We start from the raw sequence: 16,158 nt of genomic DNA, 5'->3' as shown, positions 1-16,158 counted from the left end.
CGGATTCAAGTTCAGTTGTCCGAACGCAAGTACAATGATGAACGGATTCGTCCTTGGCGGCGTCAGTTCCGGTGTCGGAAAAACGGTCGCGACACTCGCAATCGTCCAGGCGCTCGAGGACGCCGGCTATTCGGTCCAGCCCGCCAAAGCGGGGCCGGACTTCATCGATCCGAGTCACCACGAGGCGATCGCGGGCCGGCCGTCTCGCACGCTCGACCTGTGGCTCTGCGGCGAAGATGGACTGCGGCGAAACTATCAGCGCGGCGAGGGAGATATCTGCGTCGTCGAGGGCGTCATGGGGCTGTACGACGGCGACGGCTCGAGCACCGCGATGGTCGCCGAAGCCCTTGACCTGCCCGTCGTGCTCGTCGTCGACGCCAAAGCGGGAATGGAGAGCGTCGCGGCGACGGCGCTCGGATTTCAGCGCTACGCCGAAACCGCCGGTCGCGACATAGAGGTCGCCGGCATCGTCGCCCAGCGCGCTCACGGCGGTCGCCACGAACAGGGCATTCGCGACGCGTTGCCCGACGACCTCGAGTTCTTCGGACGGATCCCGCCGAACTCGGACCTCGAGATCCCCGACCGGCACCTCGGCCTCGAGATGGGCGGAGAAGCCGTGCTCCCGAAGGAGGCGCTTCGCGAGGCCGCGGCGTCGCTCGAAGCCGAGCGGTTGGCCGCGGTCGCGAGCGAACCGCCCGCGCCGGAGACTCCCGCTGAGTGGGACAACTCTGCGCGCGCAGTCGACGCCCGAATCGCCGTGGCAGACGACGCCGCCTTCTGCTTTCGGTACCCGGCCACCCTCGAGCGCGTTCGCGAGCGCGCCGAACTCGTGACGTTCTCGCCGCTGGCCGGCGATCCGGTCCCGGACGCCGACGGCGTCTATCTGCCGGGCGGCTATCCCGAACTCCACGCCGACGCGCTCGAGTCGGCGGGAACGCTTTCGGAAATCGGGGACCTCGCGAGCGAGGGACTGCCCGTTCTGGGCGAGTGCGGCGGACTGATGGCGATGAGCGAGTCGCTGACGACGAGCGATGGCGAGACCAGCGAGATGGCCGGCATCCTCCCCGCCGAGGTGACGATGCACGACCGCTATCAGGCGCTCGATCACGTCGAGCTCGAGGCGACCGACGCAACCCTGACCGCGAACGCGGGCGAGACGATTCGCGGTCACGAGTTCCACTACTCGAGCGCCGACGTGGCGGGCGACGCCCGGTTCGCGTTCGAGACGGTTCGCGGGGACGGCATCGACGGCGAACACGACGGCCTGACCGAGTACGAGTCGCTCGGAACCTACGTCCACGTCCACCCCGAGAGCGGGGCGTTCGATCGGTTCCTCGAGTCCGTCTAGACCATCATCCGTCGAAGTGGCGAGCGAACGAACACGCTCGAAATTCTATCGTTCACCGTCGAATGAACAACGGAGTTTGTACTATACCAACTCAGAATGAGCAATACAGATTGTTCTATACCAAACAAAATTGTTTTAGGGATGGCTTCTGTTCCCTCGGGTGATGCCACCCATCGCGCTTCCACACGATGCGAAGGCCGGGCCGACGAAGGCCGAGGTCCGCGCCGTCGTCCATTCGAAACTCGCCCTCGAGGAAGACGACCACTTCGCGGAGGTCGGCTCCTGTACGGGGGCGATCACGATCGAAGCGGCCCAGCGTGCGGGCCGCGTGACCGCCCTCGAGCGAAAGGCAGGACGCCTCGAGACGACGGAGAAGAACCTCGCCGCGAACGAGGACTCGCTTCGGGCCGCCGTCGAGCTCAGAAACGAGGAAGCGCCCGCGGGGCTTCCCGACGATGCCGACGCCCTCTTTCTGGGCGGCAGTCGAAACTTCGAGGCCGTCCTCGATCACGCCGTCGAGACCGAAATCGACCGCGTGGTGATGAACGTCTCGAGACTCGAGGTCGCCGGAAAGGCGACGGAGGCCTTCCGAGAGCGTGATCTGCTCGAGGAGGTCGTCCAATTTCAGGTGAGCCACGGCTACGAACTCGCCGGCGCGACGAGTTTCAATTCGGACAATCCGGTGTACATGTTGGTCGGGAGCGCGACTGCGGATGCGGACGACGAGGACGGCGAGAGAGTCGCCGCCGATGGCGGTCGACCCGGAGGCGACGGAGAGACGCGGACGCGAGGAGGCGAGCGATGACCCTCTACGGAATCGGCCTCGGACCCGGCGAAGCCGACCTCGTGACGGTTCGAGGAAAGCGTGTCCTCGAGAATGCGGACGTGGTTTACTCACCCGGGCGACTCTCGCGGTCGGTCGCGCTCGAGCACGTCGAGGAGTCGAAGATCGGGGATCTCGACTTCCCGATGACCAGAGATGAGGAAAAGCTGCGAGCGGCGTGGAAGGAAGCCGCCGCGGAGATCGCGCCGAACGCCCGCGCGGGCGACGTCGCCTTCGTCACGCTGGGCGACCCGAACGTCTACTCGACGTTCGGCCACCTGCGCCGGACGATCGACGCGTTTCATCCGGACGTCGAACTGGAGATCGTCCCTGGCGTGAGCGCGGTGACGGCCTTCGCGACCGCGATGGGCGTCGAGATCGAAGCCGGTGCCGGCCTCTCCTTGCGGGAAGCCGCCAACGGCGCTAGCCCCACCGGACCGGATCGGATGATCCTGTTCAAGGTCACCGACGCGCCGGCGACCCACGAGGGCCTCGCGGAAGCGGGCTACGACGTGACCTACGGTCGACGCCTGTTCATGGAGCAGGGCGATACGCGGGTTACGGACGATCCCACCGACATCGATGAGAGGGATTACTACACGCTGGCCTACGCCGAGAAGGCGGATCTCGAGATCGAGGCGGCGACGGCCGCGTTCCAAACCGACGACGAGGCAGGTTCGGACGAGACGTCTGCAGACGAGACGACCGCGGACGGCGAACCGGTCGCGGACGGCGGTCGCGACCTGCACGAGGACGAACTGGTCTCCCTCGAGCACACCGAAGGCTGTGAGGGCGGCGACTGCGGAGGTCACCGATGAGCGACGACAACGCGCATGACGATCCGCAGGATGCGATCGACTCGCAGGGCGAGCGCCGACGCGAGGAACTCGACGACCGGATCTTCGAACACAGCGCCGGCGACGAGCAGGAGGGGATCCCGTTCGTCGGAGCCGGCCCCGGCAACCCGCGGCTACTGACCGTGGCGGGCAAAGAACTGCTCGAGGAGGCCGATCTGGTCGTCCACGCCGGCTCGCTGGTCAACAGCGAGCTTCTAGACGAGTACTGCGCCCACGCCGAGCTGGTGAATTCGGTGGGCAAGGACCTCGAGGAGCTGATCCCGCTGATGCGCGATGCCTACGATAACGGCGACAACGTGGTTCGGCTCCACAGCGGCGACCCGGCGATCTACGGCGCGGCGCTCGAGCAGATGGACGCGCTGGAACACGAGGGCGTCCCGACCCATTTCGTCCCCGGCGTCACGTCCGCGTTCGCCGCGAGCGCGACGCTGCGGACCCAGTTGACCCTGAACGAGGTGTCGAACCACGTCGCGTTCACCCGGCCCCAGGGCAAGACCCTGACCGCAGAGGAGGACCACATCTCGGAGTTCGTCGAGATGGGCGACGTGACGACCTGCATCTACCTCGGAACCCACGCGGTTCGGGACACGATGGACCGGTTGCTCGAGGCGGACCACGATCCGGAGACGCCGGTCGCGGTGATCTACCACGCCTCGTGGCCCGACGAGGACGTGATCATCGGCGATATCGGGACGATTGCTGACAAAGTCGAGGAAGCCGGATACCGGGCCTCCGCGCTGGTCGTCATCGGCGACGCGGTGACGGGCGCGGGCTACGAGCGATCCTTCCTCTACGGCGACTGGGCCAACCGAGGCGCGTCGGAGAATGCGGACGAGAACGCGAGCAAACCGGAGGCGAGCGATGACTGAACTGCGGTACAGCGACCGCGAACACGGCGAAAGCCCCCACCGCGCTCGACCGGTTGCGCCTCGCTGTGCGCTTCCTTCGCTCGCACGCTCGCTCAGTGCAGTGCTTGCGTCGGCTCACCGGGCCGACCGCGGTGGCCCCTTTCAGTCCCACCCCCGCGGTGGTCTGGACGGGCCCATAGCGCGTGGACAGGGCGGTTTCGCTACGAGTACGACGGAGGTTTCAACATGAGTTCAGGAACTGAGAACACGGACACGACGGACGACGCTGAATCGGACTCCGGCGGCCACTGTTCGACGGCCGATTCGGACGGCGAGGTCGCCGAGGAAATCGCGATCGTCTCCTTCGGGCGGAAGATGGAGACCGCCGAGGAGATTCAGGCGGAGATCGGCGACCGCTACGAGAGCATCGAGATCCTCGAGTATCACGGCGACGTCTTCGAGGAGCACTGGGGCGAGTACGACTGCTTCATCGGCCTGATGGCGAGCGGAATTGCAATGCGAAAGACCGCCCACCTTCTCGACGACAAGTGGGAGGATCCCGCAATCTGCGTCGTCGACGAGGAACTCACGTGGGCGATCCCGATCACGGGCGGCCACCACGGCGCGAATCAGGTCGCACAGGACCTGGCGACGATGGGTGCCGTGCCGGCGATGACCACCGCGAGCGAGGCCGCCGGCAAGCAGGGAGTCGAATCCCGCGCGAAGGCGATGGACGCCCACGTGGTCAACGGCGATTCGACCGTGAAGACCAACCTCGCCGTGCTGGACGAAAACCTCGGCCCCGTCGCCCGACTCGAGGGCCCCAAAGCCGTCCTCGTCGGCGACGACGTGACGGTGCTCAAGCGTAACAAGCAGGACGGCATCGTGCTGGGCACCGGCAGCGTTTCGGGCGCGAGCAAAGACGCCTTTGTCGCCGCCTGGGAGCAAGCGCTCGAGGAAACCGACTACGGCTTCGAAGACGTGGAATTCGTCGGCACGGCGACCCGAAAGGAAGACGAGGAGGGCTTGCTCGCGGCCGCGGACGAACTCGACCTCGGCGTCGTCGTCTTCGACAAGGAGACGCTACTCGCCCACGAGGGACCGACGCCCTCGCGGTCGAAAGATCTGATCGGCTGGCCGGGCGTCTCCGAAGCCAGCGCGATCGCCGGCGGAGCCGAGAACGAACTCGTCCTCGAGAAGATGGGCTACGAAAACGAGGTCACGGTGGCGATCGGCCGATGAGTTCCGACGCCGAATCCGCCGACGGCGATACGACGGCGGACGCGACCGGCGGCACCCCCGACGACCACGGAACCCTCTCCGTCGTCGGCATCGGCCCCGGGCTGCCGGCTCACATGACCGCGAAGGCCAAACGCGTTATCGAGTCTGCGGACGTCGTCATCGCGTCCAACCTCTATCAGAAGTTCCTTCGCGAAGACGGGACCCTGCCGCCGGAAGACGCGGTCGACGACGACGGTCTCGCGACCCGAGAGAACGGCTTCGAACAGGAGATCGTTCGCTCGTCGATGGGCCGTCAGATCGAACTCGCTCGAGCGGCGTTCGACTACGTCCGCGAGGGGAAAGACGTCGCCCACGTCTCCGGCGGCGACCCCTCCGTCTACGGAAAATCGGACCTCATCTTCACGATGGCCGAGGAGGAGGGGGCGACCGACGTGCCGATCGAGATCGTCCCCGGCCTCACGGCGGCACTGGGCGGCGCGGCCAACGTCGGCGCGCCGCTGTGTAACGACTTCTGTACGATTTCGCTTTCGGACAAGTGGCGCGGTTGGGACGAAATCGAGGAGAAACTTCGCGCGGCGGCGATCAGCGACTTCGTGATCGTCCTCTACAACTGCTGGCGGAACTACGAGAAGGCGGTCGAGATCGTCCGCGAGGAGCGGATCGACGACGCCGCCGTGGCCATCGTCAACGACGCCGGCCGCGAAGACGCCGGCCGGAACGGCGAGGACCACTTCATCACCACCCTCGGCGAGGCCGCGGCCCACGACGACAAGGTTTCCGGAATGGGAACCTCGCTGATCATCGGCAATCACGAGACCGAGACCTGGGAGAACGACGACCGAACCTACCTCGTCACCCCCCGCGGCGGGCGTGACGTCGACAACTTCTAACAGCCAATGAGTACTGACACCAACGCAGACGAGACCGAATCGGCATCCAAGTGTGGCGCGTCGACCAGTGAACCCGAGGAGTCGTCCTCGAAGTGCGGCGCGAGTTCGGACGCCTCGAGCGGATCGGCATCGGCGTCCTCGAGCGACTCCTCGTCATCCAGTTCGACCTCGAAATGCGGGGCGTCCTCGTCTTCTTCGAGCGATTCGTCGGCCTCCTCGAGTTCAAAGTGCGGCGCGAGCTCGGGTTCCTCGAGCAAGCAGGAGAAAACCGACGAGAAGGTCGGCTCGACGGTCGAGGACTTCGACGCAGATCCCGGCCAACTGATCGCGGTCGGACTCGGTCCCGGCCACCCGGAGGGGATGACCGAACGGGCGAAAGCCGCGCTGCTCGAGGCCGAACACATCGTCGGCTACACGACCTACATCGATCTCATTCCCGACGAGATCACCGAGGCGGCCGACGAGCTGTACGACACGCCGATGTGCGGCGAGGTCTCGCGCACGGAAGAAGCGATCGACCGCACGCTCGCGGGCAACGACGTGGCGATCGTCGGCAGCGGCGACCCCAACGTCTACGCGCTGGCGGGACTGGCGCTCGAGATAATCGAATCCAAGGGCGCAACGGCGTCGATGGTCGACTTCGAGGTCGTCCCCGGCGTGCCGGCGGCCCAGTCCTGCGGGGCTCGCCTCGGCGCGCCGCTCGTGAACGACACCGTCTCGATTTCGCTCTCGGATCACCTAGTCCCGATGCCCGAGATCGAGTCGCGACTACACTCGGTCGCGAGCGAGAGCTTCACCATCACGATCTACAACCCGTGGAGTCGCAAGCGCCGCGAGAACTTCCAGAAGTGCTGTGAGATCCTGCTTACCCACCGCGACCCCGACACGCCGGTCGGCATCGTTCACGGCGCTGGCCGCGAGGATGAGCAAGTGATGATCACGGAACTGGGCGAACTCGAGGAACTCGGCGAAAGTGAGATCATAGACATGACGACGACCATCGTCGTCGGCAACGAGGAGACCTACGTCTGGGACGACCGGATGGTGACGCCGCGTGGCTACGAGACGAAGTACGACTACTGACCATGCCTGCCTACGAGATCACCGTCGAGAAAGACGCCTGCGACGGCATCTTCGCCTGCCTGACCCGCGATCCGCGGTTCGTCGAGGGTGCGGATGGGATGGCGACGATCGACCCCGACGCGGACCCGATCTACGACTGCGAGGGCGAGGTAACCGACACGGCAGAGCGCGTCGTCGCGACGTTCGACGACGACCGGATCGACGAGGCCCGGCAGGCCGCCGCGGCCTGCCCGACGGACGCCATCGTCGTTCGCGAGGTGGGCGAATGAGCGGGGAGGTGCGACGATGAGCGACGTCGCCGGATCCGACGGCGACCCGCTCGAGATCGAGGTCCCCGCCGACCCGCTCGCGGGCCACCCCGCGTCGGCCTACCTCTGGGGTCACGTCGCCGGGAGCGGCGACGTTGGCGAGGACACCGTCGAAGTCGTGACCAACGACGAGACGTCCGCGAACGTGCTCGCGGCCGTCGCTGGCGGCGACATCGACCACGACACGACCAGCCGCGAGTACGCACACGACGCGTCGATCACCCGAACCGAAGACGAGTACACGCTCGAGATCGGTGCGGGCGAAGACGATGACGGACCCACCGACGCGGGCGACGGGCTGTTCGGACGCAGCGGCACGCTCGGCCTCCCGGTCGACGGTCGGGGACACTACCGCTTCTCGGCGTTCGCGAGCCACGACCGAGAGCTGCTGCGGGGCATCCTCGAGGGCTGTGGCACGATCTGTTTCAAGTCCTCGAGCGGAACGGTGGGCATCTCGTTCGTCCACGACGACGAGGCGCTTCTCGAGGCGACTCGAGAGCTGATCGAAGACTGCCCGGTCGACGCCCCGATGGGCGACCTCTCGGAGACCTCCTCGGGCGGCTACTGGTTCGGCGTCGACGACGACGCCGCGCCCGCGTTCGGCACGTGGCTCTACGAGGACTGCGAGGAGACGGGCCTCTACGCGCCGAGCCGCGAGCGAAAGTTACGCAAGAGCCTCGAACAGGCCGAGGCCTACGACTGAGGACGATCGACGCGTCGGGAGTGCTGACCGATCCACGAAACCGCACCAACGTACCCACGCATGAGCAAAACCGACGACATCGCGTTCGCCTTCGACGACGAAGCCGTCCTGCTGGTCGGCCACGGCTCGAGGCGCGAGCGCTCGAACGAACAGGTTCGCGAACTGGCCGCGGCCCTCGAGTCGCGACTCGGAATCCCCGTCGACGCGGCGTTTCTCGAGTTAGCGGAGCCGGCTATCGACGAGGCGTTCGAAACGCTGGCGGCGGTCGCAAGCGAGGTAACCGTCGTCCACTGCTCGCTGTTCGCCGCGAGCCACGTCAAAAACGACGTTCCCCTGGCCGTGGATCAGGCCCGAGCGGTCCACGACATCGAGATCAAAAACGGCGCGCACCTGGGGATTCACCCGGCGATTCTCGACCTGCTCGACGATCGCGCCGCGGCCGTCGAAGGTCAGTTGGGCGTCGATCGGGACGAGGATGACGTCGCAGTCGTCCTCTGTGCGCGGGGCTCGAGCGATCCGGACGCCAACGGCGACGTACACAAACTCGCTCGATTGCTCTACGAGGGGCGAGCGTTCTCGAGGGTCGAGGCGTCGTTCGTCGGCGTGACCGAACCGACGCTCGAAGAGTCACTTCACGGGCTCTCGAAACACCGGCCCGACGCCGTCGTCGTCCTGCCGTACATGCTCGGCGACGGCGTGTTGACCCAGCGCGTCCGCGACTGGACCGACGAGTTCGACGCGGACTACCCCTACGTCGAGGCGGCCGCGGGCGACCCGCTGGGAACGGACTCGAGGCTGCTCGACGTCTTCGCCGACCGCTGGCAGGAGGCGAGATCGAACAGCGTCGAGATGTCCTGTGACACCTGCAAGTACAAGGTCGACCTCGAGGGCTACGAGGAGGACCGGGGCGGCGCTCGAGCGATGCTGCGAGCGCTCGCCCACCAGGAGAGCCACGCCGATCGCGAGAACGTCGACGACGAGCCACACGGCCACGACGCGCCGGGGAAACACGTCGCCGTCTGCACGAATCGAACCTGCTCGGAGATGGGGTCGCCGGCCGTGCTCGAGCGCCTTCGGCAGTCGGCTCGCGACTCCGAGCACTGCGACGCGCGGATCACCAGATCGTCCTGTCTCGGGCGCTGTGGCGACGGACCGATGGTCGCCGTTTACCCGGACGGCGTCTGGTACGGCGACGTCGACGAAACCGACGCGGACCGAATCGTTTCCGACCATCTCGACCGGGATCGCATCGTGAGCGATCTCGTCGATCAGACGCTCTGAAAACGAAACTGGAAGACTACGACACCACACATGAGCTGTTACGAAATCGAAGCGCTCAGACTCGGACTGATGAACGTCCTCGGCGTCGGGGACCGACACGCCCGCGAACACGCGGAGAAGGACCTCGAGGGTCACCTCGAGGGGCCGATCGAAGCCCTGTCGGAGGCCGAAACGCTCGCCGAAATCGAGCGCCACCTCGACGCGGCGCTCGTCGACTTAGAGGAGGAGGTCGCGACGATGAACGAGGACGATCCCGAATACGACTACACGCGGGGTCGACTGCTCGCCGTCCGCGACGCCGAACGGGCCGTCCACCGACTGACGGCGCAGGGCGAGAGCGTCTTCGACGGACTCGAGGACGCCCACGACCTGCTCCACGAGACGTTTCCGGAGGAGTGACCGTGGCGACGAACGATAGGCCGCGGTCGGAACGCCTCGAAACGCGACCGCTCGGTGAGATCGAACCCGCGCGAAGCCGGCACATGTGGACGCGATCGAGCGTCCACGCGACCGATTCGCTCGTCTTCGCGGGCGAGTGGGACGGGACCGTAACCGCGTTCGACCGCGACGCGCTCGAGCCCCGATGGTCGGTCGACCACCCGGAGCACGCGGTCGGCCTCGAGACGCTCCGCGATTCAGTCGTGGTCGCCGGTCGCGGCGATACCGGGACGATCGCGGCGTACGACCTCGAGTCGGGCGAGAAGCGGTGGTCCTACGGCACGGCCGACGACGTCGGTGAGAGCTCGCGAGAGAGCATCTTCTACCAGCCCTACGTCGTCGCTCTCGAGACCGGCAGCGTCCGAAACACCGAAAACGCGGCTGGGAGTGGATCAGGCTCCGCGCTGTACGCCGCCGCCCGGCGGTACGAACGCGACGGAGAACACCGCGAGTGGCACAGCGCCGTCTACGCGTTCGACGCCGACGGGGCGGTTCGCTGGCGCTACGAGACCGATGCGTCGCCGATTTCGATCGACCTCGACGACGCGGGTGAACGGCTCGCCGTCGGCTATAATCGATGTATGGGCGAGCACGACAACGGCCTGGTCGTCCTCGAAACCGAGAGCGGAACGCTCGAGTGGTCCTGGGACCCCGGAACCGAAGGCGACCGACGCGTCGGCGACGTTTCGTTCGACGGCGACCGGATCGCCGTCTCGAGCCACGGCGACAAGCGCGGCTATCTTCTCGGTCCCGGCGGTGCCGAACTGTGGCGTGTCGACCTCGCGACGGAGACCGAAATCGACGGCGAGACGCTCTACGCCTATCCGAATCACGCCTACGCGAACGACGGCCGCGTCGCGTTCGTGACCGGGAACACCTACGCGGTCGACAGTCGCGAGACCGACGGCCGGCATCCAAACGAGCACCGGATCGCCGCGTTCGACGCCGACGGTCAGGCGCTCTGGGACCACGGCGTCGGCGGGTTCGTCCACGGCCTCGCCGCGGCCGGGGACACGGTCGTGGCCCCCTGCGCGCAGAACTTTCGGGTTCGAGATCCGGACACGCACGGCGTTCGATCCTTCTCGCTCGCGGATGGCGAGCGCGCGTTCGAGCCCCTTGCGGGAATCGCAACCGCTGCAACCGTCCGCGACGAGACCGTCGGCGTGATCGAAGAACCCGTCGAGTACCACGACGAGGGGGCCACGCGAGGGACCTACGCCCTTCGCGTCGACTCGCTCGAGTAGCGCGGTCCCGGTGCGGTCAGACGACGATTTCTCGGTGAGTTGGGTGGGATGGTCGGTCGCACACGCAAGGAAAACCACCACAACGGTCGTTCTCGTGTATGTTCGCGCATAATGACAGTCGAGTTAGTAGACGACGGCTCCGAGGACGGTCGGGCACCAGTACCCATCGGTGCCGCCTCGAGCCGTCGTCACGGAGAACGGCCCGTCGAGCGGCGGGTGATGACCGACGGAGGTGGTGCGGACGATGACCAGGGCGACGATGACGCAGACGGTGCTCAAGAGGCTGATGACGCGGACGATGGAGAAGGGGGCGGTGACACTGACAACGGAGAAGACGGCGGTGGCACGGACAGTACCGCCGAAGAAAGCGAACTGGAAGACAGCGAGAGTGAATCGGACGACGACGTAGAAACCCAATCGGACGGAGAAGGTGAATCGGCCGAGGAGGATGAATCGGACGAGAGCGAAGCGGCCGAATCAACCGACGGCGAGTCCGAAGACGACTACCACGTCGAAGACGCCGACGACGTATACGAAGGAGACGACGCCAGCGGCGTCTTGCACCTCGATCTCGACGGGCTGTTTCTGGACCTGCTCGGACTCGAGGTGAACCTGAACCCGGTGACGCTCGACGTGTCCGCTCGGCCGGGATCGAACAACCTGCTCGGGAATCTGTTGTCGGCCGTAACGGGGCTTCTCGACGGTCCAAAGGCGATGCTGAGCGGCCTTCTCGACAAAGCGAGATCGCTGCTCGGCAAACCGAAGGAACTGCTCAGTACGCTACTCGAGAAACCGAAGCAGTATCTCGCCGGTTTGTACGGGGCGGCGATCGACCGACTCAAAAGCCTCCTCGGGATGCCGAAGAAGCTACTCGGTCGCCTGTTCGGGAGCGCGGATACCGACGACGGATCGGACGACGAAGACGGCGAAGAAGCAGACGACACGGCGGGAGACGAGGAGGCGTCCGGCGGTCGACTCTCGGCCGCGGGCCAGTGGTTGAAGGAAAAATCACTCGGCCTCGTTCCCAGCCTGCCGATCGAGGAGTTAGTCGCCGCAATTATCAGTGAAATAATTCGACAGCTAGCCGAGCAGACCGAACCTCGAGACGAGCAGGACGACTCGAGCGAACAGTCCGAATCGCGAGCGCAAGCGGAGAGCCAATCATGAGTGACAAACCAGTAACGGATCGGATCGACTACGAAGAGATCGTGGACAACATCGACCTCGAGAAGTTGCTCGAGGGGACCCAGTGGGAGGGAGCGGTCGACGAAGACGAACCGATCGGCGAGGTGCTCGGGCGGCAGATTGGCGCGTTCGTCGGCCGAAAAGTCGGCGAATCGGTCGGTCGGACGATCGGCCAACTCGTCGTCGAAGAGCTGCGTAAGTCCGACCAATCTGAGGACGAAGCCGACGACGACCGATCCGAGGCAGATGACGAGTCCGAAGCCGACGAAAACGGCGAAGACGGCAGTGACGACGAGGAAGACGAGGACGGCAGTGACGACGAGGAAGACGAGGACGGCGGTGACGACGAGGAGGATGAGGATGGCGACGACGAGGAGGATGAGGATGGCGACGACGAGACTGCAAGCGACGAGTCCGAAACCGAGACGGGCGACGACGGAAACGGAGCCGACGAGGACGAACCGAACGACGATGAGATCGACGGGGAGAACGACGACGATTCGGACGAGAGCGGAGCCGACGAGGAACAGAACGACGGCGGCGACGACATCGACGAGGAATAATCAGATGGGACCGCACAGTCGAGACGTCCCGTCTCGAGGTGGAATCGGATGAGCGAAGAGACGGGTCTCCGGGAACTGATCGCCGATGAGATCAGCGAGCAGGTCGCCGTCTCCGACCTGCTCGGCGACGGATCCCTCGAGGACAGCGTCGACGCCGACGCGATCGGGGCGACGGTCGGCGGCGAGTTCGGCGCGCGAGTGGGCCGGGAACTCGGCGGGGCCGTCGGGCGAGAGATTCACGACGCGATTACGGATCGATCCGAGAACGGAACGAGCCTGTCAGAGCTGTGGTCCGACCTCACGACGGCGGCTCGCGACGCCGTCGTCGACGCCCTCGAGGGCGAGACAGCGGCTGACGGGGATGAGACGGGAGGCGAAGCTGGCGAAACGGACAGTCGCGGTGACGAAGCGGCCGACGATGACAAGGCGGCCGACGAAGATGTATCCGACGACGCCGGAGAAGACGGTGAGAGCGAACCCGGGGCTGACGACCTCGAGGGCCTTCGGAAGGAGACGCTCGTGGAGTTTCTCGAGATCGTCTCCTACTCGGACCTCCAGTCGATCGCCAAAGACGTCGACGTGCGGGCGAACCTCAGCCGCGAGGAGATGGTCGAACAGATCGTCGAGACGGTCTCGGAATCGGAGGACGGAACGTTCGCCGCGACGGCGAACGAGGGGGCATCATGAGCGGCGAAGCAGAGCGAATCCCGGCGGACGACTCGAGCGACCGGCTCTCGGAACTGCTGTCTTCGGTGCAGGCGACCCTCGAGGCAGAAGAAGACGTCACGCTGGAGCAGTTCCGCGACCGGGGCGAATCCGGCTCGACGCGGGTCGCCGAACACGCTAGCGCGGCGCGCGAGTTCGTCGATTCGAACGATCCGCGAACGGTGCTTTCGGCGCTCGGCCTCGACGAACTTCCCGACGGGAGCGAGCCGGACTCGATTCCGGAGGCGTTCGCTCGCGCATCCGAACCGCAGCTCCGAGAGCTCCGGGCGCTGATCGCGCTCGCGCGTCTCGGGGCGCTCGCAGACGAGGGCTCCGAACCAGAAAGCGAGGAGACGACCGCCGGTCTCGAGGAGGCTCTGACCGAGCTTCGCGAAACCCTCGGAGAGCGGGAGACGAAGTCAGGTGGGGACTCCAAGGAAAACGATTCGGCGACGGCCGAGTCGACGGTCCAGTCGTTGACGGGGACCAGCGCCCCGGAATTCGGCGAGGGATTACGTTCGCTGCAGACCCGACTCGAGGAAATTCGCGATGAGCGACGCACTCGCGGAGAACAACCGGACGAGGACGTCGAACGCGAAGACGACCGAGAGGACGAGTCAGCGGACGACGATCGGCCGGATAAACAAGAAGAGAGCGGACTCGCCGATGGGATGACCTTCGGTGCCCAGAGCGACGAGACCGGTTCGTCGACGGGGCGGTCGACGATGTACTCGACGATGCCGTCGTCGAACCGACCGGATATGAACGCCGTCGCTCGCCCGTCGACGATGCCGGATCGAAACTGAACGACGAACGGTCCGAGCGTCGGCCTCCTCGAGCGGCCTCACATTTCAAAACTGCCGTACACGCTTTCGACCGTGATTCGGCTCCCCGTCGTGATCCGGCTCCTCGACCGTGATTGAGGCCGTTACCGCGCTTTGAGCCACGATTCGGCTTCGTCTCGGTCGCTGAATATCCGCGATTTGTTGTCGTTCGAGCCGAACTCCTCGACGAGGTCGTCGACGGACATGTTCGCAACGACGCTTTCGGGCTGGAGAACCGCGATGTTCGAGAGCGTCGTGTCGAACGCTCGAGGATGCCACTCCTCCTGGGTCCATTCCTGATCGTCCTGCGTTACGGTCCCGAGATCGCGGAGATCCGCGAGCCAGTTCGTCGCGCCCTTCTCTTCGACCAGGTCTAGACCCTTCTCGAGGGCGTTTCGGTACGCGTCTCCGCTCGCGAACGAGTGCCAGTCCATGACGACGGCCTCGATTGACTGGTCCCACTCGATGGTTATCGCATCTGATTCGTAATATGCCATATCTGGTGCAATGGATTGTAGATCACATAAACATTCTTGCCAAAGTAACTGTTCCTTGTCAACGGTGAACAGTGGGGTATAGAGCATAGATCTAACACACTCAACCTTTGCAATCGGCATTCATCCCTACATGGGTGGTGTGTGATACACATAGTAAAATATAATTGAAATATATGCTAGAATGAGATACACTGCTGTCAAACGTAACAGTATACCGACTGGTAGCCAGAACTGCTATCCGTCGACGGACCGTTTCTTTTCGTGATGGAATTACTCGAAGACGATACTGCGATCGTAACGGGTGCTGCATCGGGAATCGGTCGCACGACGGCTAAGACCTTCGCGAACAACGGTGCGGCCGTCGTGGTCGCCGACGTGGACGAGGACGGCGGCGCGCAAACGGTCGACGACATAACCGCGAACGGCGGCGAGGCGACGTTCGTCCGAGCGGACGTCTCGGACGCAGACGAAGCCGAGCGAATGATCGAAACGGCCGTCGACGAGTACGGCGGCCTCGACGTGCTGTTCAACAACGCGGCGATCGAAGGGCCGGTCGACCGCCTCGAGGACTACGATACCGACGCGTTCGAGCAAGTGATCGACGTGAACCTCAAAGGCGTCTGGAACGGGATGAAGTACGGTATCGAGGCGATGCGTGCGGACGACGGCGGATCGATTATCAGCGCCTCATCGATCGGTGGCGAGGTCGCCGTTCCCCAGTACAGCGGCTACGGCGCGGCGAAAGCGGCGGTCGGTCAACTGACGAAGTACGCCGCTATCGAGTACGCAGAGGAAGGGATCCGAGCGAACGCCGTCGCCCCCGGCATCGTTCAGACCGAAATGATCGAACGCACGATCGACGAACATCCGGAGATGGAAGAGCAGTTCCTGAACACCGAGCCGATGCCCGGACTCGCCGACCCGGAGGAGATCGCCAACGCGGTGTTGTTCCTCGGATCGGATCTCTCCTCTCGAGTGACCGGCGTCACGCTGCCCGTCGAGGGCGGCTACCTCGCCCAGTAGTCCCGGTCCGCTCTCTCCGATTCGGAACGGCGTCCGGTATTCGTGACCGGGTTCTCCGGCTCTGGATCGCCGGAACAGAAAAGACCATATACCGAAGCGGGCTTCCGGCTCCTAGGAATGGCCAACAGAGACGATATCACCAGGGAATTAGCCGAATGTGTCGAATGCGGATCCGCGTATGCTGCTCGTCAATGGCCAACCGGCGGGATTCAACCGATAGGCACTACCAGTTGCAGTTGCGGCTCGACGACGTTCGTTCTCGTCGATAATTCAGAGGGAGATCCGTCGTTTAGCGG

The 16,158-nt window shown here is 65.1% G+C and carries 18 protein-coding genes; 17 read left to right on the top strand and 1 reads right to left on the bottom strand.

Annotated elements, in window-relative coordinates; translation table 11 throughout:
* The first annotated feature begins 37 nt into the window (after positions 1-37).
* The 16 genes from BM348_RS12285 to BM348_RS12210 all read left to right on the top strand — a co-directional run bounded on the left by BM348_RS12285 (position 38) and on the right by BM348_RS12210 (position 14,324).
* Positions 38-1,348 carry a cobyrinic acid a,c-diamide synthase gene (locus BM348_RS12285; RefSeq protein ID WP_092905572.1) on the top strand — a complete coding sequence of 437 codons (1,311 nt, stop codon included), beginning with the start codon at positions 38-40 and terminating at the stop codon, positions 1,346-1,348.
* Between the two features lie 163 nt (positions 1,349-1,511).
* Positions 1,512-2,153, top strand: a complete 642-nt coding sequence (cbiT, locus tag BM348_RS12280) for a precorrin-6Y C5,15-methyltransferase (decarboxylating) subunit CbiT (RefSeq protein WP_092905093.1) — start codon at positions 1,512-1,514, stop codon at positions 2,151-2,153.
* Positions 2,150-2,989, top strand: coding sequence for a cobalt-factor II C(20)-methyltransferase (locus tag BM348_RS12275; RefSeq protein ID WP_092905092.1), 840 nt, complete (start codon positions 2,150-2,152; stop codon positions 2,987-2,989). Before cbiT ends, BM348_RS12275 begins: the two co-directional genes overlap by 4 nt.
* Positions 2,986-3,897: a cobalt-precorrin-4/precorrin-4 C(11)-methyltransferase gene (locus BM348_RS12270; protein ID WP_092905091.1), complete on the top strand. Its 912-nt coding sequence runs from the start codon at positions 2,986-2,988 to the stop codon at positions 3,895-3,897. The genes BM348_RS12275 and BM348_RS12270 overlap by 4 nt, the downstream gene beginning before the upstream one ends.
* A gap of 225 nt (positions 3,898-4,122) precedes the next feature.
* Positions 4,123-5,118 carry a cobalt-precorrin 5A hydrolase gene (gene cbiG / locus BM348_RS12265; RefSeq protein WP_092905090.1) on the top strand — a complete coding sequence of 332 codons (996 nt, stop codon included), beginning with the start codon at positions 4,123-4,125 and terminating at the stop codon, positions 5,116-5,118.
* The gene (locus tag BM348_RS12260; RefSeq protein ID WP_092905089.1) at positions 5,115-6,008 is read left to right on the top strand and encodes a precorrin-3B C(17)-methyltransferase; all 894 of its coding nucleotides are present in this window, start codon (positions 5,115-5,117) and stop codon (positions 6,006-6,008) included. The genes cbiG and BM348_RS12260 overlap by 4 nt, the downstream gene beginning before the upstream one ends.
* Positions 6,009-6,014: 6 nt before the next feature.
* Positions 6,015-7,091: a precorrin-3B C(17)-methyltransferase gene (gene cobJ, locus BM348_RS12255; protein WP_092905088.1), complete on the top strand. Its 1,077-nt coding sequence runs from the start codon at positions 6,015-6,017 to the stop codon at positions 7,089-7,091.
* 2 nt (positions 7,092-7,093) lie between these two features.
* Positions 7,094-7,360 (top strand): ferredoxin, encoded by a 267-nt coding sequence (locus tag BM348_RS12250; protein WP_092905087.1) that lies wholly within the window; start codon positions 7,094-7,096, stop codon positions 7,358-7,360.
* 16 nt (positions 7,361-7,376) lie between these two features.
* Entirely contained in the window at positions 7,377-8,102 is a 726-nt protein-coding gene (locus tag BM348_RS12245; protein WP_092905086.1) for a cobalamin biosynthesis protein, read from the top strand.
* A 60-nt stretch (positions 8,103-8,162) separates the two neighbouring features.
* The gene (locus BM348_RS12240; RefSeq protein ID WP_092905085.1) at positions 8,163-9,383 is read left to right on the top strand and encodes a CbiX/SirB N-terminal domain-containing protein; all 1,221 of its coding nucleotides are present in this window, start codon (positions 8,163-8,165) and stop codon (positions 9,381-9,383) included.
* A 30-nt stretch (positions 9,384-9,413) separates the two neighbouring features.
* Positions 9,414-9,782, top strand: coding sequence for a DUF3209 family protein (locus BM348_RS12235; protein ID WP_092905084.1), 369 nt, complete (start codon positions 9,414-9,416; stop codon positions 9,780-9,782).
* Between the two features lie 2 nt (positions 9,783-9,784).
* The gene (locus BM348_RS12230) at positions 9,785-11,065 is read left to right on the top strand and encodes an outer membrane protein assembly factor BamB family protein (RefSeq protein WP_245779440.1); all 1,281 of its coding nucleotides are present in this window, start codon (positions 9,785-9,787) and stop codon (positions 11,063-11,065) included.
* A 111-nt stretch (positions 11,066-11,176) separates the two neighbouring features.
* Positions 11,177-12,232, top strand: coding sequence for a hypothetical protein (locus BM348_RS12225; protein ID WP_092905083.1), 1,056 nt, complete (start codon positions 11,177-11,179; stop codon positions 12,230-12,232).
* Positions 12,229-12,813, top strand: coding sequence for a hypothetical protein (locus BM348_RS12220; RefSeq protein WP_092905082.1), 585 nt, complete (start codon positions 12,229-12,231; stop codon positions 12,811-12,813). The genes BM348_RS12225 and BM348_RS12220 overlap by 4 nt, the downstream gene beginning before the upstream one ends.
* Before the next feature lie 48 nt (positions 12,814-12,861).
* Positions 12,862-13,500, top strand: a complete 639-nt coding sequence (locus BM348_RS12215; RefSeq protein WP_092905081.1) for a hypothetical protein — start codon at positions 12,862-12,864, stop codon at positions 13,498-13,500.
* Entirely contained in the window at positions 13,497-14,324 is an 828-nt protein-coding gene (locus BM348_RS12210) for a hypothetical protein (protein WP_092905080.1), read from the top strand. Before BM348_RS12215 ends, BM348_RS12210 begins: the two co-directional genes overlap by 4 nt.
* A 122-nt stretch (positions 14,325-14,446) precedes the next feature.
* On the opposite strand, the gene BM348_RS12205 is transcribed toward BM348_RS12210, so the two are convergent.
* A complete protein-coding gene (locus BM348_RS12205) occupies positions 14,447-14,839 on the bottom strand; it encodes an STAS/SEC14 domain-containing protein (RefSeq protein WP_092905079.1) in 393 nt (130 codons plus the stop codon).
* A gap of 264 nt (positions 14,840-15,103) precedes the next feature.
* Between BM348_RS12205 and BM348_RS12200 the strand changes: the two genes are divergently transcribed.
* Positions 15,104-15,862, top strand: coding sequence for an SDR family NAD(P)-dependent oxidoreductase (locus BM348_RS12200; protein ID WP_092905078.1), 759 nt, complete (start codon positions 15,104-15,106; stop codon positions 15,860-15,862).
* Positions 15,863-16,158: the final 296 nt, after the last annotated feature.

Source organism: Halostagnicola kamekurae (genome assembly GCF_900116205.1).
GTDB lineage: Archaea > Halobacteriota > Halobacteria > Halobacteriales > Natrialbaceae > Halostagnicola > Halostagnicola kamekurae.
The sequence above is the reverse complement of the archived record's forward strand: the minus strand, read 5'-3'. Positions and strand labels throughout refer to the sequence as shown.

What these genes read in the sequence shown, in the direction of transcription:
- BM348_RS12260 (WP_092905089.1), top strand. Translation starts at nt 5,115, where the DNA reads ATGAGTTCCGACGCCGAATCCGCCGACGGCGATACGACGGCGGACGCG.
- BM348_RS12205 (WP_092905079.1), bottom strand. Translation starts at nt 14,839, where the DNA reads ATGGCATATTACGAATCAGATGCGATAACCATCGAGTGGGACCAGTCA.
- cbiT (WP_092905093.1), top strand. Translation starts at nt 1,512, where the DNA reads ATGCCACCCATCGCGCTTCCACACGATGCGAAGGCCGGGCCGACGAAG.
- BM348_RS12215 (WP_092905081.1), top strand. Translation starts at nt 12,862, where the DNA reads ATGAGCGAAGAGACGGGTCTCCGGGAACTGATCGCCGATGAGATCAGC.
- BM348_RS12240 (WP_092905085.1), top strand. Translation starts at nt 8,163, where the DNA reads ATGAGCAAAACCGACGACATCGCGTTCGCCTTCGACGACGAAGCCGTC.
- BM348_RS12270 (WP_092905091.1), top strand. Translation starts at nt 2,986, where the DNA reads ATGAGCGACGACAACGCGCATGACGATCCGCAGGATGCGATCGACTCG.
- BM348_RS12285 (WP_092905572.1), top strand. Translation starts at nt 38, where the DNA reads ATGAACGGATTCGTCCTTGGCGGCGTCAGTTCCGGTGTCGGAAAAACG.
- BM348_RS12275 (WP_092905092.1), top strand. Translation starts at nt 2,150, where the DNA reads ATGACCCTCTACGGAATCGGCCTCGGACCCGGCGAAGCCGACCTCGTG.
- BM348_RS12200 (WP_092905078.1), top strand. Translation starts at nt 15,104, where the DNA reads ATGGAATTACTCGAAGACGATACTGCGATCGTAACGGGTGCTGCATCG.
- BM348_RS12220 (WP_092905082.1), top strand. Translation starts at nt 12,229, where the DNA reads ATGAGTGACAAACCAGTAACGGATCGGATCGACTACGAAGAGATCGTG.
- BM348_RS12210 (WP_092905080.1), top strand. Translation starts at nt 13,497, where the DNA reads ATGAGCGGCGAAGCAGAGCGAATCCCGGCGGACGACTCGAGCGACCGG.
- BM348_RS12225 (WP_092905083.1), top strand. Translation starts at nt 11,177, where the DNA reads ATGACAGTCGAGTTAGTAGACGACGGCTCCGAGGACGGTCGGGCACCA.
- BM348_RS12250 (WP_092905087.1), top strand. Translation starts at nt 7,094, where the DNA reads ATGCCTGCCTACGAGATCACCGTCGAGAAAGACGCCTGCGACGGCATC.
- cbiG (WP_092905090.1), top strand. Translation starts at nt 4,123, where the DNA reads ATGAGTTCAGGAACTGAGAACACGGACACGACGGACGACGCTGAATCG.
- BM348_RS12245 (WP_092905086.1), top strand. Translation starts at nt 7,377, where the DNA reads ATGAGCGACGTCGCCGGATCCGACGGCGACCCGCTCGAGATCGAGGTC.
- cobJ (WP_092905088.1), top strand. Translation starts at nt 6,015, where the DNA reads ATGAGTACTGACACCAACGCAGACGAGACCGAATCGGCATCCAAGTGT.
- BM348_RS12235 (WP_092905084.1), top strand. Translation starts at nt 9,414, where the DNA reads ATGAGCTGTTACGAAATCGAAGCGCTCAGACTCGGACTGATGAACGTC.